At 67.0% G+C, this 14,608-nt stretch carries 18 protein-coding genes; 7 read left to right on the forward strand and 11 right to left on the reverse strand.

The features are described 5' to 3' along the window. The 4 genes from H4281_RS27380 to H4281_RS27395 all read right to left on the reverse strand — a co-directional run bounded on the left by H4281_RS27380 (nt 1) and on the right by H4281_RS27395 (nt 2,356). Nucleotides 1–153, reverse strand: coding sequence for a hypothetical protein (locus H4281_RS27380; RefSeq protein ID WP_182893779.1), 153 nt, complete (start codon nt 151–153; stop codon nt 1–3). A 617-nt stretch (nt 154–770) separates the two neighbouring features. Further along, the gene (locus tag H4281_RS27385) at nt 771–1,268 is read right to left on the reverse strand and encodes a hypothetical protein (protein WP_182893780.1); all 498 of its coding nucleotides are present in this window, start codon (nt 1,266–1,268) and stop codon (nt 771–773) included. Beyond that, on the reverse strand, nt 1,268–1,864 hold the full coding sequence (locus tag H4281_RS27390) for a DUF3558 domain-containing protein (protein WP_182893781.1): 597 nt from the start codon (nt 1,862–1,864) through the stop codon (nt 1,268–1,270). The genes H4281_RS27385 and H4281_RS27390 overlap by 1 nt, the downstream gene beginning before the upstream one ends. A gap of 12 nt (nt 1,865–1,876) precedes the next feature. Beyond that, nucleotides 1,877–2,356: a PE domain-containing protein gene (locus tag H4281_RS27395; protein ID WP_182893782.1), complete on the reverse strand. Its 480-nt coding sequence runs from the start codon at nt 2,354–2,356 to the stop codon at nt 1,877–1,879. Nucleotides 2,357–2,558: 202 nt separating this feature from the next. On the opposite strand from H4281_RS27395, the gene H4281_RS27400 reads away from it, so the two are divergent. Further along, nucleotides 2,559–3,488 (forward strand): patatin-like phospholipase family protein, encoded by a 930-nt coding sequence (locus H4281_RS27400; protein WP_182893783.1) that lies wholly within the window; start codon nt 2,559–2,561, stop codon nt 3,486–3,488. On the opposite strand, the gene H4281_RS27405 is transcribed toward H4281_RS27400, so the two are convergent. The 3 genes from H4281_RS27405 to H4281_RS27415 form a co-directional block, all read right to left on the reverse strand. Next, the gene (locus H4281_RS27405; protein WP_182893784.1) at nt 3,452–3,934 is read right to left on the reverse strand and encodes a hypothetical protein; all 483 of its coding nucleotides are present in this window, start codon (nt 3,932–3,934) and stop codon (nt 3,452–3,454) included. The genes H4281_RS27400 and H4281_RS27405 overlap by 37 nt on opposite strands. A 72-nt stretch (nt 3,935–4,006) precedes the next feature. After that, nucleotides 4,007–4,855, reverse strand: coding sequence for an SAM-dependent methyltransferase (locus H4281_RS27410; RefSeq protein WP_182893785.1), 849 nt, complete (start codon nt 4,853–4,855; stop codon nt 4,007–4,009). Between the two features lie 49 nt (nt 4,856–4,904). Further along, nucleotides 4,905–5,378, reverse strand: a complete 474-nt coding sequence (locus H4281_RS27415) for a MarR family winged helix-turn-helix transcriptional regulator (RefSeq protein ID WP_182893786.1) — start codon at nt 5,376–5,378, stop codon at nt 4,905–4,907. Between the two features lie 164 nt (nt 5,379–5,542). On the opposite strand from H4281_RS27415, the gene H4281_RS27420 reads away from it, so the two are divergent. Continuing rightward, the gene (locus tag H4281_RS27420) at nt 5,543–6,505 is read left to right on the forward strand and encodes an alpha/beta hydrolase (RefSeq protein ID WP_182893787.1); all 963 of its coding nucleotides are present in this window, start codon (nt 5,543–5,545) and stop codon (nt 6,503–6,505) included. Nucleotides 6,506–6,661: 156 nt separating this feature from the next. Beyond that, nucleotides 6,662–7,879: an alpha/beta hydrolase gene (locus H4281_RS27425; protein WP_182893788.1), complete on the forward strand. Its 1,218-nt coding sequence runs from the start codon at nt 6,662–6,664 to the stop codon at nt 7,877–7,879. Between the two features lie 3 nt (nt 7,880–7,882). Here H4281_RS27425 and H4281_RS27430 read toward each other — a convergent pair whose 3' ends face one another. Together H4281_RS27430 and H4281_RS27435 are read right to left on the reverse strand one after the other, a co-directional pair. Next, entirely contained in the window at nt 7,883–8,767 is an 885-nt protein-coding gene (locus tag H4281_RS27430) for a serine hydrolase (protein WP_182893789.1), read from the reverse strand. A 119-nt stretch (nt 8,768–8,886) separates the two neighbouring features. Next, complete coding sequence (locus H4281_RS27435; RefSeq protein WP_182893790.1) at nt 8,887–9,465, reverse strand: TetR/AcrR family transcriptional regulator; 579 nt, start codon at nt 9,463–9,465, stop codon at nt 8,887–8,889. Between the two features lie 90 nt (nt 9,466–9,555). Here H4281_RS27435 and H4281_RS27440 point away from each other — a divergent pair, with 90 nt between their 5' ends. Both H4281_RS27440 and H4281_RS27445 read left to right on the forward strand, forming a co-directional pair. Further along, the gene (locus H4281_RS27440) at nt 9,556–10,002 is read left to right on the forward strand and encodes an anthrone oxygenase family protein (protein WP_182893791.1); all 447 of its coding nucleotides are present in this window, start codon (nt 9,556–9,558) and stop codon (nt 10,000–10,002) included. A 165-nt stretch (nt 10,003–10,167) separates the two neighbouring features. Continuing rightward, nucleotides 10,168–10,698 carry a DUF4383 domain-containing protein gene (locus tag H4281_RS27445; protein ID WP_182893792.1) on the forward strand — a complete coding sequence of 177 codons (531 nt, stop codon included), beginning with the start codon at nt 10,168–10,170 and terminating at the stop codon, nt 10,696–10,698. 69 nt (nt 10,699–10,767) lie between these two features. Here the strand turns inward: H4281_RS27445 and pcaB are convergent, their stop codons facing one another. Next, complete coding sequence (gene pcaB / locus H4281_RS27450; protein ID WP_182893793.1) at nt 10,768–12,123, reverse strand: 3-carboxy-cis,cis-muconate cycloisomerase; 1,356 nt, start codon at nt 12,121–12,123, stop codon at nt 10,768–10,770. Nucleotides 12,124–12,266: 143 nt separating this feature from the next. On the opposite strand from pcaB, the gene H4281_RS27455 reads away from it, so the two are divergent. Further along, nucleotides 12,267–12,494: a hypothetical protein gene (locus H4281_RS27455; RefSeq protein WP_182893794.1), complete on the forward strand. Its 228-nt coding sequence runs from the start codon at nt 12,267–12,269 to the stop codon at nt 12,492–12,494. A 135-nt stretch (nt 12,495–12,629) separates the two neighbouring features. Here H4281_RS27455 and H4281_RS27460 read toward each other — a convergent pair whose 3' ends face one another. Further along, on the reverse strand, nt 12,630–13,169 hold the full coding sequence (locus H4281_RS27460) for a DinB family protein (protein WP_182893795.1): 540 nt from the start codon (nt 13,167–13,169) through the stop codon (nt 12,630–12,632). Nucleotides 13,170–13,500: 331 nt separating this feature from the next. Between H4281_RS27460 and H4281_RS27465 the strand changes: the two genes are divergently transcribed. After that, nucleotides 13,501–14,598 (forward strand): tryptophan dimethylallyltransferase family protein, encoded by a 1,098-nt coding sequence (locus H4281_RS27465; protein ID WP_246412349.1) that lies wholly within the window; start codon nt 13,501–13,503, stop codon nt 14,596–14,598. Nucleotides 14,599–14,608: the final 10 nt, after the last annotated feature.

Consider the following 14,608-nt stretch of genomic DNA (forward strand, 5'->3'; position numbering starts at 1 on the left):
TCAGGCTCCGATGGTGGGCGGGATGGGACGCATGCCGTCGGGGTAGCCGCCGAACAACTCGTCGACGTCGTCGTCGAGGTAGGTGACTTTCCGCTGATGCTCCTCGTCCTCGGTGCCCTTGCCCTTTCCGGCTCCGGCACCCATGCCGCCCATGCCCGGCGATCCCTTGGCACCAGTTCCGCCCGCGGTGCCGGGGCGCGCGCCGCTCTGGCCGCTCGCCGGGGTCCCGCTACCGGTTCCCGCACCCGCACCGAGCTGTGGTCCGCCGCCACCGGCTCCGATGCGCGAACCCGCGCTGCCGCCACTGCCCATCCGGCCGCCGAGACCGCTCTCCCCGCTGCCGCCGGGAGTGCCGAATCCACCCGTCGGGAGGCCGAAACCGCCGCCTGTCGCATCCGTACCGCTGGTGTTCGGCCCGAAAGTCGGCAGCCGTCCGGACCCGAACCCAGGAGCGTCGCTGACCGGCGCTTTAGGCGTGTACCCCGCCGTCGTCGTGGAATCTGGTGCTGAGGCGTGCTCCGCGGGGGAGCTCCCGCCGCCAGGAAGGTGAGAGGCCCCGGTGCCGGGCGGTGGCGCGGAACTGCTGGTCGGGCTGGAGCCGAGGGCGCTGCCGGGGTTGGGCGTGTACCCGCCGCTGTGAACGCCCGCGCTGTGTCCGCCGCTGCTGCCAATTCCGCCAGTGCTTCCGGTTCCGCCAGTACCCCCAAGCGGACCGGACGTTCCGCCGGTGCTCGGCGCGGAACCGACCGCGATCCCGGCCGGAGCGGCATTCAAAACCGGATAATCCTTGGCGACGAATTACGGTTTCCGTCCGTGGTGGCTACGTAAGAACCGTAGGCTTCCTTATTGTTCTTGTCCGCGTCGTCCCACCGCGCCGCCGATTTTTCCGAAACGCTCGCGCCGAACGGGCTGTAGCTGGCCAAATCATTGGTATCAGGACGGTTGGCGTCCATCGGAGTGAGCTTGTTGAGCGTGCTGTGAAAGCCGCCGTTCTGCGCGGTGAGGGACTGAGCGCTGCGACCGAGGTCCTCGGAGGCCTGCTGAGAGGTTTCCAGCAGCGGCGTCAGCCCGGCTTTGGCTTTGCCGGCCGCGTCGCCCTCCCAGGAAGCATCCATTTTTCCTTGCAGCCGGGCGATCCGTGTCACGAGCTCTTCGTGCGCGGATTTGAGCGCTTCGGCCGCCTGCTGACCGGAATCGAGGGAGGCGGTGTTGCCGCCGTAGCGGTGCATCCGGGCGTAGACATCCGCGCCGGTGTAGCCGTCCGGCATCAATGGCCTCCCTTCTTGAGGTATTGGATCACGTATCCGGCTACCTTCTTGCCGAGTTCGCAGCTGTCGGCGAAGGGATTTTTGAGGCCGTCGAGACTGACGTCGATGACGTAGCCGAGATCGTCCCGCAGGCCGATGACCATCGTGCAGAGTCCGGCGGGAGAGTTGTCCGCCGGGTCGTAAACAACGCCTGGATAGCTATTTACGGTGAAAGGCTCGAATTTGGTGACTCCGCCGAACTGCTTCTTGCTGTAGATGCCGCTGATTCCTCCGTGGCCAGGGTCTTTGGTGGTGAGGGTGCCCCCCACGGACGACGCTGGCGTGGTGGCGAACTTCCAATTGCAGGACGGCCCGGTGGCATCGTCTGGCTTGGGATCGTTGCCCTTGAACGGGGCGCCGAGGCTAGCGACTTGGTCTGGAGTAAGTGCGGCGCACGGCTCCTTCTCCAGCGACGAGGCATCCAACGGCACGGGTACCGGTGGCGCGCCGAATCGGGGGCCAGCCGAGGTGGATGGCGGAGCCGTTGTGGGAGCGGCTTTCCCGGGTTCGGCGGAGCAACTGCTGAGCAGGACGGCGGCTGCGGCGAGGCTGAGCACGGCAGCGTTGCGCTAGTCATCGTGGGGGCGGAGACCTTTCATATGGTCGGCGGCCTGGTGCTCTTGCTTTTGGTAAGTATCCAGGGCCTGTTGGAACGCGTCTCGCTGTCGTTCGAGTTCTGCAACCACGCTGTTGAGGAAGTTGTTGTAGGAAGAACCTGCCGCATTCGCGTCCTGCACATAGGCGATGCTGGCGACTTCGTCACCCATTGGCGTGAACGAGGTGAGTGTGCGGGCATGACGCCGAGGTTCCGCGCGAATCCAGTCGAGGATGTCGCCGAGTTCTCCGGTGATCTCCTTCAGCAGTTCCGGGGTAAGCCGATACCCGCCACCACCGCTGGACATGCCTTCGTTGGCCTTCGCCTGCGCCTCGGCGGCTTCCTTCGCCACCTGCTCCGGGGTTTTGTCCCGGACGTACTTGTACCCCGGCACCAGCGGACCCTGCATATTCGCAGGCAGGTGCCTGACGCGCTCGACGCCGTCATCAGCCATGAAAGCCTCCCCAGCTTTCTCACCGAACAACACGGACGGTATCACGACTGTCTGCAGAGGGTGACAGAATCGCCGGTCTTGATGATCACCGTTCGATGGTGCCGGTTCGAAAGAGCGCTGGAGGGGCGCGGCGCAAGCCGGGTCACCCGCGGAGGGGGCAAAACGGGTCGATCCTTTTCGCGGAAAGGATCAAGATGGAGGGGTGGATCCGGTTCTGGAACTGCTCGCCGCGCGTATCGCCGAAGGCAGCGTGCCTGGGGAGCGGACGGACGGCCGACGGCTCGCGCTCGCGGTTGAAGGCGGCAGCAGTCGCGGTACGTACTCGAGTGGGATGGTGCTCGCGCTTGAAGAACTCGGGGCCCCAAGCGCGTTCGACGACGTCTACGGTGCCTCTGCCGGTGCGCTCAACGCGGCGTGGCTGTTGTGCGGGCGCTCGCGGACCGGTGTGCGGACCTGGTGGAACCCGGCCGTCATGCGGCGGATCATCAATCCGCTGCACACCTTGCGCGGGCGGGCGGTGATCGATCTCGAGTATCTCGTGCACCAGGTGTACTCGGTGCTCGAACCGATGGATTTCCCCGCGATACTCGCGAATCCGGTCGGTTTCCACCCGCTCGCCACCGACGCCGACACCGGCGAGTCGACCGATCTGCATCCGTTCATCGAGGATGTCGACGGGATCAAAACGGCGCTCGCCGCGTCGTCGTGCATGCCGGTGCTTGCCGGGCCGCCGATCGCGATGGGTGGGCGGCGGTTCGTGGACGCGGGGATCGCCGAGCCGCTGCCGTTCCGTACCGCGCTCAAGCAGGGGGCGACGGACGTGCTGGTGTTGCGGACCCGGCGCGAGGACGAACATCCGGTGCCGCCGCCGCGTGTGCAGGATGTGGTTGTGCCGCGGTTTCTCCGCCGCCACGCGCCGGGCACGATCGACGCTTGGCGGACGCAGTATCACCGTGATCTGGAGGATGAGCGCCAGTTGCGCGAAGATCCGCGGTTGGCGAGTGTGCGCCCGCCTGCCGGTGCGCCGGATGTTGTTGCGCTGGAAAGGGATCCGGCTGTGCTGCGACGTGCGGTGGAGTTGGGGCGGGGAGCGGTTTACGCGGCGTTGGAAGGCTTGCGCAGGGCGTCTTGACTACGGTGGCGGACCGTTATTCGTTGGGCAATAAGCGAAACCGCGAGGTAGAGCAGGATCGACGCGCTGCCGAGGCCTCGCGTGGAGTTGACCGCGTCGACGGCGAAATCGAGTCCTAAGTGGATGCCGAAGGAAATGAGCCACAGTGCGGCGGTCAGCCAATTCCCTTGCCGCCACCAGGTTCCTTCGGCGCGCCAGGTTCGCATGGTGTAGCCGCGCGCTACGCCGAAGCCGCCAGCGATTACGAAACTGGCGGTGAGCAAAAGGATCGCCGCTGAGGTCGGAGTGGTTTTCGCGATCGCGAAGCCGAGTGAGGCGGCGCCCAGCGCACTGATGGCGAGCAGGACTACCGGCGGCCGGTCGGCGCGGCGGGGCTGCAGTTGTCGCCACATCAACCAGGTCAGGACGACCAGGCCGATCAGGATGTTGTCGAAGGTGTTCGGCACGGAGACCACAGTGCCCGGCCGGGACCGCGCCGCGCCTCCACCCGGAGGTGGAGGCCGGGTGGGAAAACCCTGTCAGGCCTGCGGTTTGCGGGCCACGCCGCCGATCACCCGCGACTCCGACGGTGCCTTCGCGAACACCGTGTCGGCGTCCGGATGCCACGCCGGCGCGTACACCAGGCCCGGTTCGAGCAACGGCCAGCCGCCGAAGAACCGTTCGAACTCCGCCTTCGTGCGCAGGATGCCCGGGTTCGTGGTCGACTCGTAGTACTTGATGATGTCGACTAGCGCCTGGCGTTCGTTGTCGTCCACCGGGTTTTCGTTGGTCATCTGGGAAAGGATGAGCAGCGAACCCGGCGCGAGCTGTTTGCGGTAGAACTCGAGGATGCCGTCCGGGTCCTGTTCGTCCTTGATGAAGTGCAGCACCGCGTTGACGATCAGCGCCACCGGCTCGCGGACGTCGATCACGTGCGATTCGGCGACCCGGTCCCACAATTCGCCGGGCTGCAGGAGATCGGCGGCCATCGCCTGGTGTCGGTCCTCGTCCGCGGTGTCGGCGAGCAGCACCTGCGAATGCGCGAGCGCCACCGGCTCGTTGTCCAGGTACAGCACGGAAGTGTCGTGTTCCGGGCGTTCGTCGTCGGCGACCTCGTGCACGTTGCCCGCGGTGGGCAGGCCGGAGCCGATGTCGACGAACTGCCGGATGCCCTCGCGCACGCTCTGGCGCACCGCGCGGCCGAGGAACTGCCTGCTGGTGCGGCAGTACTCGCCGATCAGCGGCAGCCGTTCGCGTACCTTCTCGGCGAAGATCCGGTCGATCGCGTAGTTGGTGGTGCCGCCGATGAAGTAGTCGTAGACGCGGGCCGCCGACGGCCGGTCCAGACTGGCTTCCACCGCGCGCAGTGCTTCGTCCTGTGTGCTCATCGCCGTCCTCCCGCTCGCCCTGGCGCTCATGCTAACCATGGCGTCCTGCTCAGCTCGGCCGGTAGGACTCCCGGTAGGCGTTGACCGACGCGGTCAGCTGATCCATCGCGGCGCGCATCCGGCCCAGTTCGGCGTTGTCCAGGTTCATCGCCGCTCCGACGTGCGGCGGGATCCGTTCCGCCTTGGCGCGCAACGCGGTTCCCTCGTCGGTCAGCCGGATGCGGACCGAACGTTCGTCGTCGGATTGGCGTTCGCGCTTGATCAGCCCGGCCTTCTCCAGCCGCTTGAGCAGCGGCGACAGCGTGCCGGAGTCGAGGTTCAGCGCCGAGCCGAGTTCCTTGACCTGCTGTTCGTCCTGCTGCCACAGCGCGAGCATCACCAGGTACTGCGGATACGTGAGGTCGAGCGGTTCGAGCAGCGCGCGGTAGAGCGCGGTGACCGCCCGGGAAGCCGAGTACAGGCCGAAGCACAGCTGGTCGTCCAGGAGCAGCGAGCCGGTTTCTCCGGTGTCTGGGCTGGTCATCGGTGGCCTCCCGCGAGTTTCTTCTGCCAGCTCCCCATCCTCTCTCGGCTGAGCGGGAAGGGCAACTCAAGTGCTCTAGATCTCATTGAGCAACATTAAGTTGTGTACAACTGAGTTGCGAGCTATGTTTGTCTGGTCCGACCGATCCGCTACCGGAGGAAGCCATGACCGCGAACCCGCAGAACCTCGTCCTCGAGCCGGCCGCCCAGGCGTTCGCCGAGGCCACCGATCAGCCTCCGTATCTTTTCCAGCTCCCGCCCGCCGAGGGCCGCAAGGCGGTCGACGGCGTCCAGGACGGCGACGTCGAACTCGCCCCCGCCGACATCGAGACGCTGACCGTCCCGGGTGGACCGAACGGCGACGTCGAGGTCCGGATCGTGAAGCCGCAGGGTGTCACCGGGTCGCTGCCGGTGCTCGTCTACATCCACGGCGCCGGCTGGGTCTTCGGCGATTTCCACACCCATGAGCGGCTCGTCCGCGAACTCGCCGCCGGAACCGGCGCGGCAGTCGTCTTTCCGGAATACAGCCGTTCGCCCGAGGTTCGCTATCCCGTCGCGATCGAAGAGAACTACGCCGCCGTGAAGTGGATCGTCCAGCATGGCGCCGAGAAGGGGCTCGACACCACGCGAATCGCGATCGCGGGCGACTCCGTCGGCGGAAACATGACCGCGGCGCTGACGCTCATGGCAAAGGAGCGCGGTGACGTGCAGTTCCTGCAGCAGGTGCTGTTCTACCCGGTCACCGACGCTTCGTTCGACACCGAGTCCTACGCCAAGTTCGCCGACGGCTACTTCCTTAGCCGCGAAGGCATGAAGTGGTTCTGGGACCAGTACACGACCGACGAAGCGCAGCGTGCCGAGATCACTGCTTCGCCGCTTCGCGCCACTGTGGAGCAGCTCGCCGGGCTGCCGCCGGCGCTCGTGATCACCGGCGAGGCGGACGTGCTTCGCGACGAAGGCGAGGCGTACGCCGCGAAGCTGCGTCAGGCGGGCGTGCCGGTGACGGCGGTTCGGTACCAGGGGGTGATCCACGACTTCGTGATGGTGAACGCGCTTCGTGAAACGCACGCGGCGGAAGCGGCGATCACCCAAGCGATCACGGTGTTGCGCGGCGCATTCGGCAAGTAATCAGGGACTAACGGGCAATCCTGAGATTCCGCTGAGTTTGCCGGGGCCATTCCGGCGTGATCGACGTCACGTGATCACAACGAGGATGGCCCCTCAAACGTATCTAGAGCAGCGGGTCCCGCCTTCCGGGCGCGCGATCGGTCCTGGAGGTTTCCCGTGCACCTGAGTGCAATCAGGTTGGATTCGCCCGTCATGCTCGCGGTGATCGGCGTGCTCGCGCTCCTCGCGGTCGTGTCGGTCCCGTGGTTCTGGGACAAATGGCGCAAGCGCAAGCAAATGGGCCGCAGTGTCACGGTGCTTGTCGCGCTGTGTCTCGTAATCGTCACTCTCGGACTGACCGGCAATATGATCGGCGGATTCTTCCCGACGCTCGGCTCGCTCCTCGGGACCGGCGCGTTCGCCGCCGAGGGCATCGATGTCGAAGGCGGCGACAACGGCGTCGACCTCGCCAAGGCGCGCGACCTCGGCGTGGCACACGCGCGGGTCGGCAAGGGGACCATCGCGCACGTGACGGTGACCGGACGGCGCACCGGCCTGACTCGCGACGTGACGGTTTACCTTCCGCCGCAATACTTCCAGCACCAGTACAAGTCGATGCGGTTCCCGGCGATCGTCTGGATCCCGAACTACCCGTCCGGCCCCGAGGTCACCACCGCCCCGATCGGGTACCACCTGCCCGAACAGCTTGACGCGGCGATCTCGAAGCACCTCCTGCCGCCGGTGATCGTGCTGATCCCGGACCCGACCGGAACGCCGAAAATCGGTCACGACACCGAATGCGTCGACGAGGTCAACGGAAGCCCCAACGACACCTATCTGTCCGCGGACGTCCGGGAATGGGGAATCCAGCGCCTCGGGCTCAATCCGGACCGCAGGGCGTGGACGATCGCGGGCTGGTCGTCCGGCGGCTATTGCGCGCTGAACCTCGTGACGCGGCATCCGCAGTGGTACGCGCAGGCGGCGAGCGTGAGCGGCTACGAAAAGGCGCAAGTGGACGGCGAAACCGAAAACCTTTTCCGCGGCCGCAAGGACATCGAGGACGCGAACAACGTCAAGATCACCCTCCGGCAGCACCCGGCCCCGCTGGAACTCCTCGCGATCTCCGGGGAGAAGGAACAGAACGAAAGCCGCGCGGTCGACCAAATGCGGGCCGCCGCGCAGGCTCCGGTGCAGTTCACGACGTGGCGGATTCCGGACGCGGGGCACAACATGAACACGTTCAAGGCACAACTGCCGGACGTGCTGACGTGGATCGGGCAGCGGATCCCAGGCCCGTCGGCTCCGGGGCAGCGGGCGGACGTGACCGGCGGCGTGAAGCCGTGGCCGTTGCCGAGCACGGGCGCGCGGGGCGGGCTGACCGCGGTGGAGCAGTGACACTCAGCGGATCCCGGGAAGGTGCCTGACCACCTCGGTGACCTGAGCTTCGGCGTCGTCGTAGCTGACCGAGCGGGGGTTCTCGGTGAGGACCGTGACGATGTACCGGTTGTCCTTGACCAGGCCCGAGGTGTGCAGGATGCGCCCGGGGTTGCAGCAGGACCAGCCTTGTTTGACCGCCCAGCGAACGTCGCCGAGAGCGTCCGGGATGCCGAAGTACTGGCGGAATCCGTCCGCGCCGTTTTCGGTGGCGCGGCCGAGCGCGGTGAGAATCGTCGTGCGGTGCCGGGCAGGTGCCTGGTCCATCAGGTAGCGGTAGACGCGCGTGATGTCGGCGGCGGTGATTTTCGTGTCACCCCAGCGTCCCGGATTGTCGGGCGGCCTGGTTTCGGCGAGGCCCATTTCGGTGACCGCGTCTCGGACGATCTTCGTTTCGCCGCCCTCGACCCACAGTTTGCTGGCGGTGTCGTCGTCGCTGCGGGACAGCATTTCCTGCACGGTTCCCGGATTGCTGTCCCGATCGAGGGCGTCGAGGGCGATGAGCAGCTTCACGAGGGACGCGGAGGTGTAGTGCCGATGCGGGTCGAGGGAGACCGGGGTCGTCCCTTTGGCGCGGTCGAAGACGACCACGCTGACGTGCCCTTGCGGGACGAGCGCGGGGAGTTCGGCGCTGAGTTCGGGCCCTTGCTGGGGCGCGGCGCCGCCGGTGCTCAGTTTCGGGGTGGGGCCGGGTGGGCTCGAGTCGGTCGCCGGGGGGAGGACGCCCGGACCGTCCGTCGGCCCGGCGGCGGTGACCACCTGCCGGTACGGCTCGGCCTCGGTGGCCAGAAACGCGATGACCGCACCGAGAACGAGGCCAAGCAAAAGGAACGCGTTCGCCCTGCGCATGCCCCGACTTCCCCGATCGGGTGCGCAGGGTTCGCCGAATGGGGCGGTTTTGTGGGATGGGTCTCGGTACCGGCCAGTACGCGTGACGCCTGGCCGGGCTGCGGGCAAGCAGCGGTGGATCAGACCACGACGAGGCGTTCCACCAGCAGGCCGATGCGCTGCTCGGCGAATTCCCGCGGCTGCCGTCCCGCTCGGGTCAGCGTCGCGATCCCGTGCAGGGATGCCCAGAACAACTCGGTGAACAGACCCGGTGCGACGCCGTCCCCGGCGACCTCGCCGAGGGTCTCCAGCAGTGCGGCGAAGGCGTCTTTCAACGGTTCCGGGGTGTCGTCCTGCGCGAACGCGAGGCCGCCGTCGAGCTGGAAAATGGCGTCGTAGACCGCCGGGTGGTGCTCGGCGAAGTCGAGGTACGCGCGGGCGAGGGCGGTGACCCGGGGGCGCGGACCGTCCACATCGAGGGTCGCGGCCCGTATCGCAGCCGCCAGTTCGGTGGCTCCTTGGAGAGCGACAGCGCCGATGATCTCGCGTTTGCCGCGGAAGTGGCTGTACAAAACGGGCTGGCTGTACTCGATGCGCTCGGCGAGCCTGCGGGTGGTGACCGCGTCCCAGCCCTGCTGTTCGGCGAGTTCACGGGCCGTCGCGACGATGAGGCGTTCGCGTTCCGCCTGTTCGCGCTGTTTGCGTGTGTGTACCGACATGAGGCGAGTCTAGCACTGCTAGACAACCGAGCGGCAGTAGTACTAGCATCGCCTCATCAGCTAGCAACGCTAGATTTCGGGAAGGTCATCATGCTCAGCGCACTCGCGGTCTGCACCATCGTGGTTGTCGGCGTGATGGTGGGGGTCGAGTTTTCCGTCGCCTTCGTCATCAACGCGATCCTCAACGGGCTTCCGGACGACAGCAATCAGCAAGGCCGCTCCCACGGCGGCCGGATGCTCGGCGCCCTCATGCCGTTCTGGTACATCGGTTCGCTCGTCTTGAGCACGATCTGGGCGATCGCCGCGTGGGGCCGTCCGGGCGCCAGTCTGATCGTGCTCGGGGCCGGACTGCTGGTGGTGAGCGTGGTGATGTCGATCCTGCTGCTTGTCCCGATCAACAACCGCGGCAAGACGTGGACGCCGGAGAACCGGCCCGCGGACTGGAAGGAGCAGATGGGCCGGTGGGACCGCTACCACTACGCGCGGGTCGCGGTGATCATCGCTGCTTTCGCTCTGCTGGTCACCGCACTCGTCTGAGCCGGTGCCCCACTGGGCCACCTTCTTGCTCAGCAGTCCCAGCAGCCTCGATCTTGCCCGGCGGGCGCGTCCGGGACGGCCGGATTCGGGTTTCGGCCCGGTTTGGGCGGGGGTATTCCTTCAGGGTTGACCCACCGTCATCTCGGTACGGGAAGGACTGGAGTCATGGTTCGTGCGCATCGAGCCCGCGTTCGGGTGGAGGGGCTGCAGCCCGCCCAGGTGCTGGCCGTTCTGCTCGGAGTCCTGTTTCTCGCCTACGGCATCATCGGGCTCGTGAAGTCCGGGTTCGGGGATTTCACCGGACACGGTGTCACTTTGTGGCGGTTCTCCGCCAATCCGCTGAACAACGTCGTCCACGTGGTGACCGGTGTGATCGGCCTGCTGCTCGCACTGGGTTCCGGCCGCGCCCGGACGTTCGGCTGGCTGCTCTTCATCGGCTACGGCGCGCTGTTCGTCTGGGGCCTGATGCTGTCCGGGACGATCTCGGTCAATCCGGTGTCCGGGCTCGGCAACCCGCTCAACCTCGCCGACGCGGACAACTGGCTGCACCTCGGCATCGCCGTCCTGGGTCTGCTGACCGCGGTTCTCCCGGCGCGGCACGGGGTTCTGCTTCCGGAGGACGAGGAACCTGTCGAGGTCGACCCGGCTGCCCAGCCCCGTCGGCCCGAGACCGGCGGGCATGGCTTGGCCCACTAGTCCACAGTGGAGTGACCGCAGAGCGGGATCGCACTGCCGGGGCTACCCTTTGCCCGGCGGCGATCCCGCTCATTCTGCGGATTCTTCGAGCGCCCGGTCCACCAACCGCCGCGCCGCCCCGACGTACTGCGCCGGGTCAAGGAGACCGGCGAGGGTTGCGGAGTCGACGACGCTGGTGATCTCCGGTGTATCCGCCAGAATTTCCGACAGCGGCCGGTTTTCCTCGATGGCGCGCCGGGAGGCGGTACCCAGCAAGTCTTTCGCGGTCGCCTTGCCCACCTCGGGCGCTAGCGCTGCCGACAGCCGTTCCGAGACGATCAACCCGTTGGTCAGGGTGAGATTCTCCTGCATCCGGTTCGCGTGAATGTCCAGCCCCCGCACTAAATCCACGGCGGTATGCGTCGCTCCGCCGGCCAGTCGCAGACATTCGCGCAGCAACTGCCACTCGGCCTGCCAGACCCCAGCCGAACGCTCGTCCTCCGCCAAACCGGACTGGGTGACTCCTGCTGCCAGCACCGGTACTTGCAGCGCCGCGGACCGGATCAACGCCGACTGCACCGGGTTTTGCTTGTGTGGCATTGCCGAGGACCCGCCGCCGGTCGCCTCGGTCGCTTCACCGATTTCGGTGCGGGCGAGGACTTGAACGTCGACCGCGATTTTGCCCACCGCCGTCGTCGCCCCAGCCAACGCGGAAGCCAGTTCGGCCACCGGAGTGCGATCCGCGTGCCAGGGCAGAATCGGCGCGCTCAACCCGGTTTCCTCGGCGAAGGCGGCGACTAACCGTTCCGCGTAGTCGGAGGTGCCGTTGCCGTACTGGACATACGCCGCCAACGTCCCCGCCGCACCGCCGAGCGACACCGGCAGCCGCAGCTTCGCGATCCGGCGGGCGGATTCCTGGACGCCTTGCCGCCAGATCGCCGCCTTCAGACCGAACGTCGTCGGAACCGCGTGTGCGGTAAGGGTGCGTCCGGGCATGACCGTGTCGCGATGGGCGCGCGCCAACTCGGCGAGGGTGTCCGCGATCGCAGTCAGGTCCGCGGTGATCAGCCGCAGAGCGTCACGCGCGACGGACATCAAGGCTGTGTCGACGATGTCCTGACTCGTCGAGCCACGATGCACGTAATCGGCGACGTCCGGAACCTTGGCCGACAGCGTGCCTACGAGGCTGACCACCGGGTTCCCGGTCGCGCGCGCGTCGCGGGCCAGCTGGACGACGTCGAGTTCTCCCTCGCCCAACACCCGAGCGGCCGCGGTGATGCGCTCGGCTGCCTCGGACGGGACGGTGCCGAGCCGAGCCTGCGCGCGTGCGAGTGCGGCCTCCGCGTTCAGCATGGCGGCGGCGAACGCCCGGTCACCGGTCACCGCTTCGGCCGGGGTTCCGGCGCGCACCGGGGAGAGCAGGCCGGAGTCAGGATCGGCGGTCATGTCGTCCAGCATCGCACGGCGGGTGCTTTTCGGACGGCCGCGACCGCTCGCAACCCGGTGACGGTGGGTTGACCGGGGCGCGAGCTTCGCTGGCCAGCTCCGATGCCGATGCTGCTGACTGCCCGCAGTGCACAGGCGGCTGGATGCAGGCAGCGCGACTCGTCCGCAGCTGGCTGCGCGAACGGCTGGGCGACGGCGGCGCGCCCCAGCCGCAGCTGGTGATGTGCGAACGGCCAGATGCGAACGGCGCGACCCAGCCGCAACTGGCGGCGCTCGGGCAGCCGGATGCCGCAAGCACGACTCAGCCAAAGCTGTCAGCAAATGCACGATCGGAACGGTCGCCGATCTCCCGCGAGCAAGCCTTCATCTAGCCAGATCGCCACTCAGTACTCGAGCCCAGCCCATGCCATCGCCTCACTCCTCACCGGACGCAGCCGCCGCCAGTCACCACTAGCCACCGCATCACCCTCCGTTCAAGCCCGCGGCCGAAACACCAAGCAGCACCCTCACCGTCCAGTAGCCCCGTCCGTCACCTCCCGCAGCAAATCCGCATGCCCGTTGTGCCGGGCATACTCCGCGATCATCGACAGCAGCATCCACCGCAGCGAGAACGGCTCTCCCGTGGTCTTCCCAACCCCCTGCGCGTCCAGCGAAGCCGCTGCCGCGACGATCTCCCGGCTCCGGTCGCACTCCGCGCGCCACAAAGCCAGTGCCTCGCCGAAATCCCCGTCCAGGCGGTCGAAGTCCTGGTCCGGGTCGTCGTCCGAGTAGTGCAGCAGCGGGACGTCCTCGCCGGCGAACTGGATGCGGAACCACCATCGTTCGACGCTCGCCAGGTGCCTGACCAGGCCGTGGAGCGACATTGTGGACGGTGGCACCGCGCGTGTCGACGCGGCTTCCTGGCTCAACCCCGCACACTTCAGCGCGAGGGTTTCCCGGTGCCACTCCAGGTAAGCGAGCAGGGTCTCGCGTTCGTCGGCGACGCGGGGAATCGGCGGGCGGTCGCTCTCGGCGACCTTGGACAGATGCTTCGGGATCTGGCTCATGAGACGAGCGTCTCACCCGCCACCGACAATTTTCGGCGCCGAGGCACGGCATCGGGTGCACGGGACACCGGCCGCGCGCAGCAGTGGGCTAGACCACATGGCAGGGGCGGGTAGCTGCAGAATCCGTTCCTGTCGATGCGGAATTCAGGTGAATTCCGGTGTTGATCAGCACACTCAGGCACGGTTTCCGGACGGTGTTGTCGCTCCGTCAGAGGTATCGTGATCGGCATTCCGGGGATTAATCTTCTCGGCGGCCCGTGAACGCCCGCTCCGCCGAACAGCGGATGCTTCGCGGGGCCGAACGCACGAATGAAACGGTGAATACAGCGCCATGGTCGGAGCGAGTGTGCCGATGGTCGAGTTGTCGATGTACAGCCACGCCGGTGGTCAACTCGACCGGCTGTGCCGGGCAGTGGGATTTGATCCCGAAGAACGCCGTCACCTGGATCTTCTCCGGTTGTTGCTCGGCGAGTCCGGGGAAATGACCGTCGACGCTCCGGCGCAGTTCCCGTGCAATGTGGCGGACGACACTACGCCCGTTGAATTCTCGGTCGCATTCGACGCCAATGGCGAATGTGTGGTACGGGTTCTCGGCGAGACCGTCGGGGCCCCGGACCCGCGCGGGTTCCTCGCTCAGGTGGCCGGCGAGTACGGCCTGGTCACCGACCGGCTCGACGCGGTCGCCGACCTCTTCCTCCCGCACGAGGAGCGCCGCGGGCCGTTCACGCTGTGGTACTCGTTGATCTTCCGCAACGGTTCCGCGCCGAAGATCAAGGTGTACCTGAATCCGCAGATCAGTGGGCCGACCATGGCCGATTCCCTGGTCAGCGAAGGGTTCCGGCGACTGAATCTCGGCGAGGCGTTCGACCCGGTGGTCGAGCACGCGCTGCGCCGCGGCGAGCGCGACAACTTCACCTTCTTCGCGCTCGACCTCGACGACGACCCGCTGTCCCGGGTCAAGGTCTACGTCTCGCACGGTGCCGCCGAGGCCGAGGACGCGGTGCGCGCGGCGGAGCTGGTGCCGGGCACGGACCCGATGCTGATCCGGGAGTTCCTCGCCGTGCTCGGCGGCGGAAAAGGTCCGTTCGAAGGTCGCCCGCTGGTTTCCAGTTATTCATTTGTCGAGGGCATGGGCGGCACTCCGGGAAACTACAGTCTTTATCTTCCTATTCGGAGTTACGTGCCCGACGACGAGGTGGCCCGCGCCCGCGTGCACGCCATTCTCGCGCAGTACGACTTCGACCCGACACAACTGGACAAAGCGCTGGCAGCGGTTTCGGAAAGGCCGCTGCGCGACGGCGTCGGACTGATCGCGCACGTATCGCTGAGAATGGGCGAGTTCGGTTCCGGAATCACGGTCTACCTGTCCTCCGAAGCGTATGCGGTAGCACCGCCGAGAAAACGGCCGGTGCTCGGCCGGATGACCTGACGCGGTAGTT

Origin of the sequence: Amycolatopsis dendrobii (assembly GCF_014145675.1) — a bacterium.
GTDB lineage: Bacteria > Actinomycetota > Actinomycetes > Mycobacteriales > Pseudonocardiaceae > Amycolatopsis > Amycolatopsis dendrobii.

What these genes read in the sequence shown, in the direction of transcription:
- H4281_RS27380 (WP_182893779.1), bottom strand. Translation starts at nt 153, where the DNA reads ATGGGCGGCATGGGTGCCGGAGCCGGAAAGGGCAAGGGCACCGAGGAC.
- H4281_RS27385 (WP_182893780.1), bottom strand. Translation starts at nt 1,268, where the DNA reads ATGCCGGACGGCTACACCGGCGCGGATGTCTACGCCCGGATGCACCGC.
- H4281_RS27395 (WP_182893782.1), bottom strand. Translation starts at nt 2,356, where the DNA reads ATGGCTGATGACGGCGTCGAGCGCGTCAGGCACCTGCCTGCGAATATG.
- H4281_RS27410 (WP_182893785.1), bottom strand. Translation starts at nt 4,855, where the DNA reads ATGAGCACACAGGACGAAGCACTGCGCGCGGTGGAAGCCAGTCTGGAC.
- H4281_RS27415 (WP_182893786.1), bottom strand. Translation starts at nt 5,378, where the DNA reads ATGACCAGCCCAGACACCGGAGAAACCGGCTCGCTGCTCCTGGACGAC.
- H4281_RS27420 (WP_182893787.1), top strand. Translation starts at nt 5,543, where the DNA reads ATGACCGCGAACCCGCAGAACCTCGTCCTCGAGCCGGCCGCCCAGGCG.
- H4281_RS27430 (WP_182893789.1), bottom strand. Translation starts at nt 8,767, where the DNA reads ATGCGCAGGGCGAACGCGTTCCTTTTGCTTGGCCTCGTTCTCGGTGCG.
- H4281_RS27435 (WP_182893790.1), bottom strand. Translation starts at nt 9,465, where the DNA reads ATGTCGGTACACACACGCAAACAGCGCGAACAGGCGGAACGCGAACGC.
- H4281_RS27440 (WP_182893791.1), top strand. Translation starts at nt 9,556, where the DNA reads ATGCTCAGCGCACTCGCGGTCTGCACCATCGTGGTTGTCGGCGTGATG.
- H4281_RS27445 (WP_182893792.1), top strand. Translation starts at nt 10,168, where the DNA reads ATGGTTCGTGCGCATCGAGCCCGCGTTCGGGTGGAGGGGCTGCAGCCC.
- pcaB (WP_182893793.1), bottom strand. Translation starts at nt 12,123, where the DNA reads ATGACCGCCGATCCTGACTCCGGCCTGCTCTCCCCGGTGCGCGCCGGA.
- H4281_RS27455 (WP_182893794.1), top strand. Translation starts at nt 12,267, where the DNA reads ATGCAGGCAGCGCGACTCGTCCGCAGCTGGCTGCGCGAACGGCTGGGC.
- H4281_RS27460 (WP_182893795.1), bottom strand. Translation starts at nt 13,169, where the DNA reads ATGAGCCAGATCCCGAAGCATCTGTCCAAGGTCGCCGAGAGCGACCGC.
- H4281_RS27465 (WP_246412349.1), top strand. Translation starts at nt 13,501, where the DNA reads ATGGTCGGAGCGAGTGTGCCGATGGTCGAGTTGTCGATGTACAGCCAC.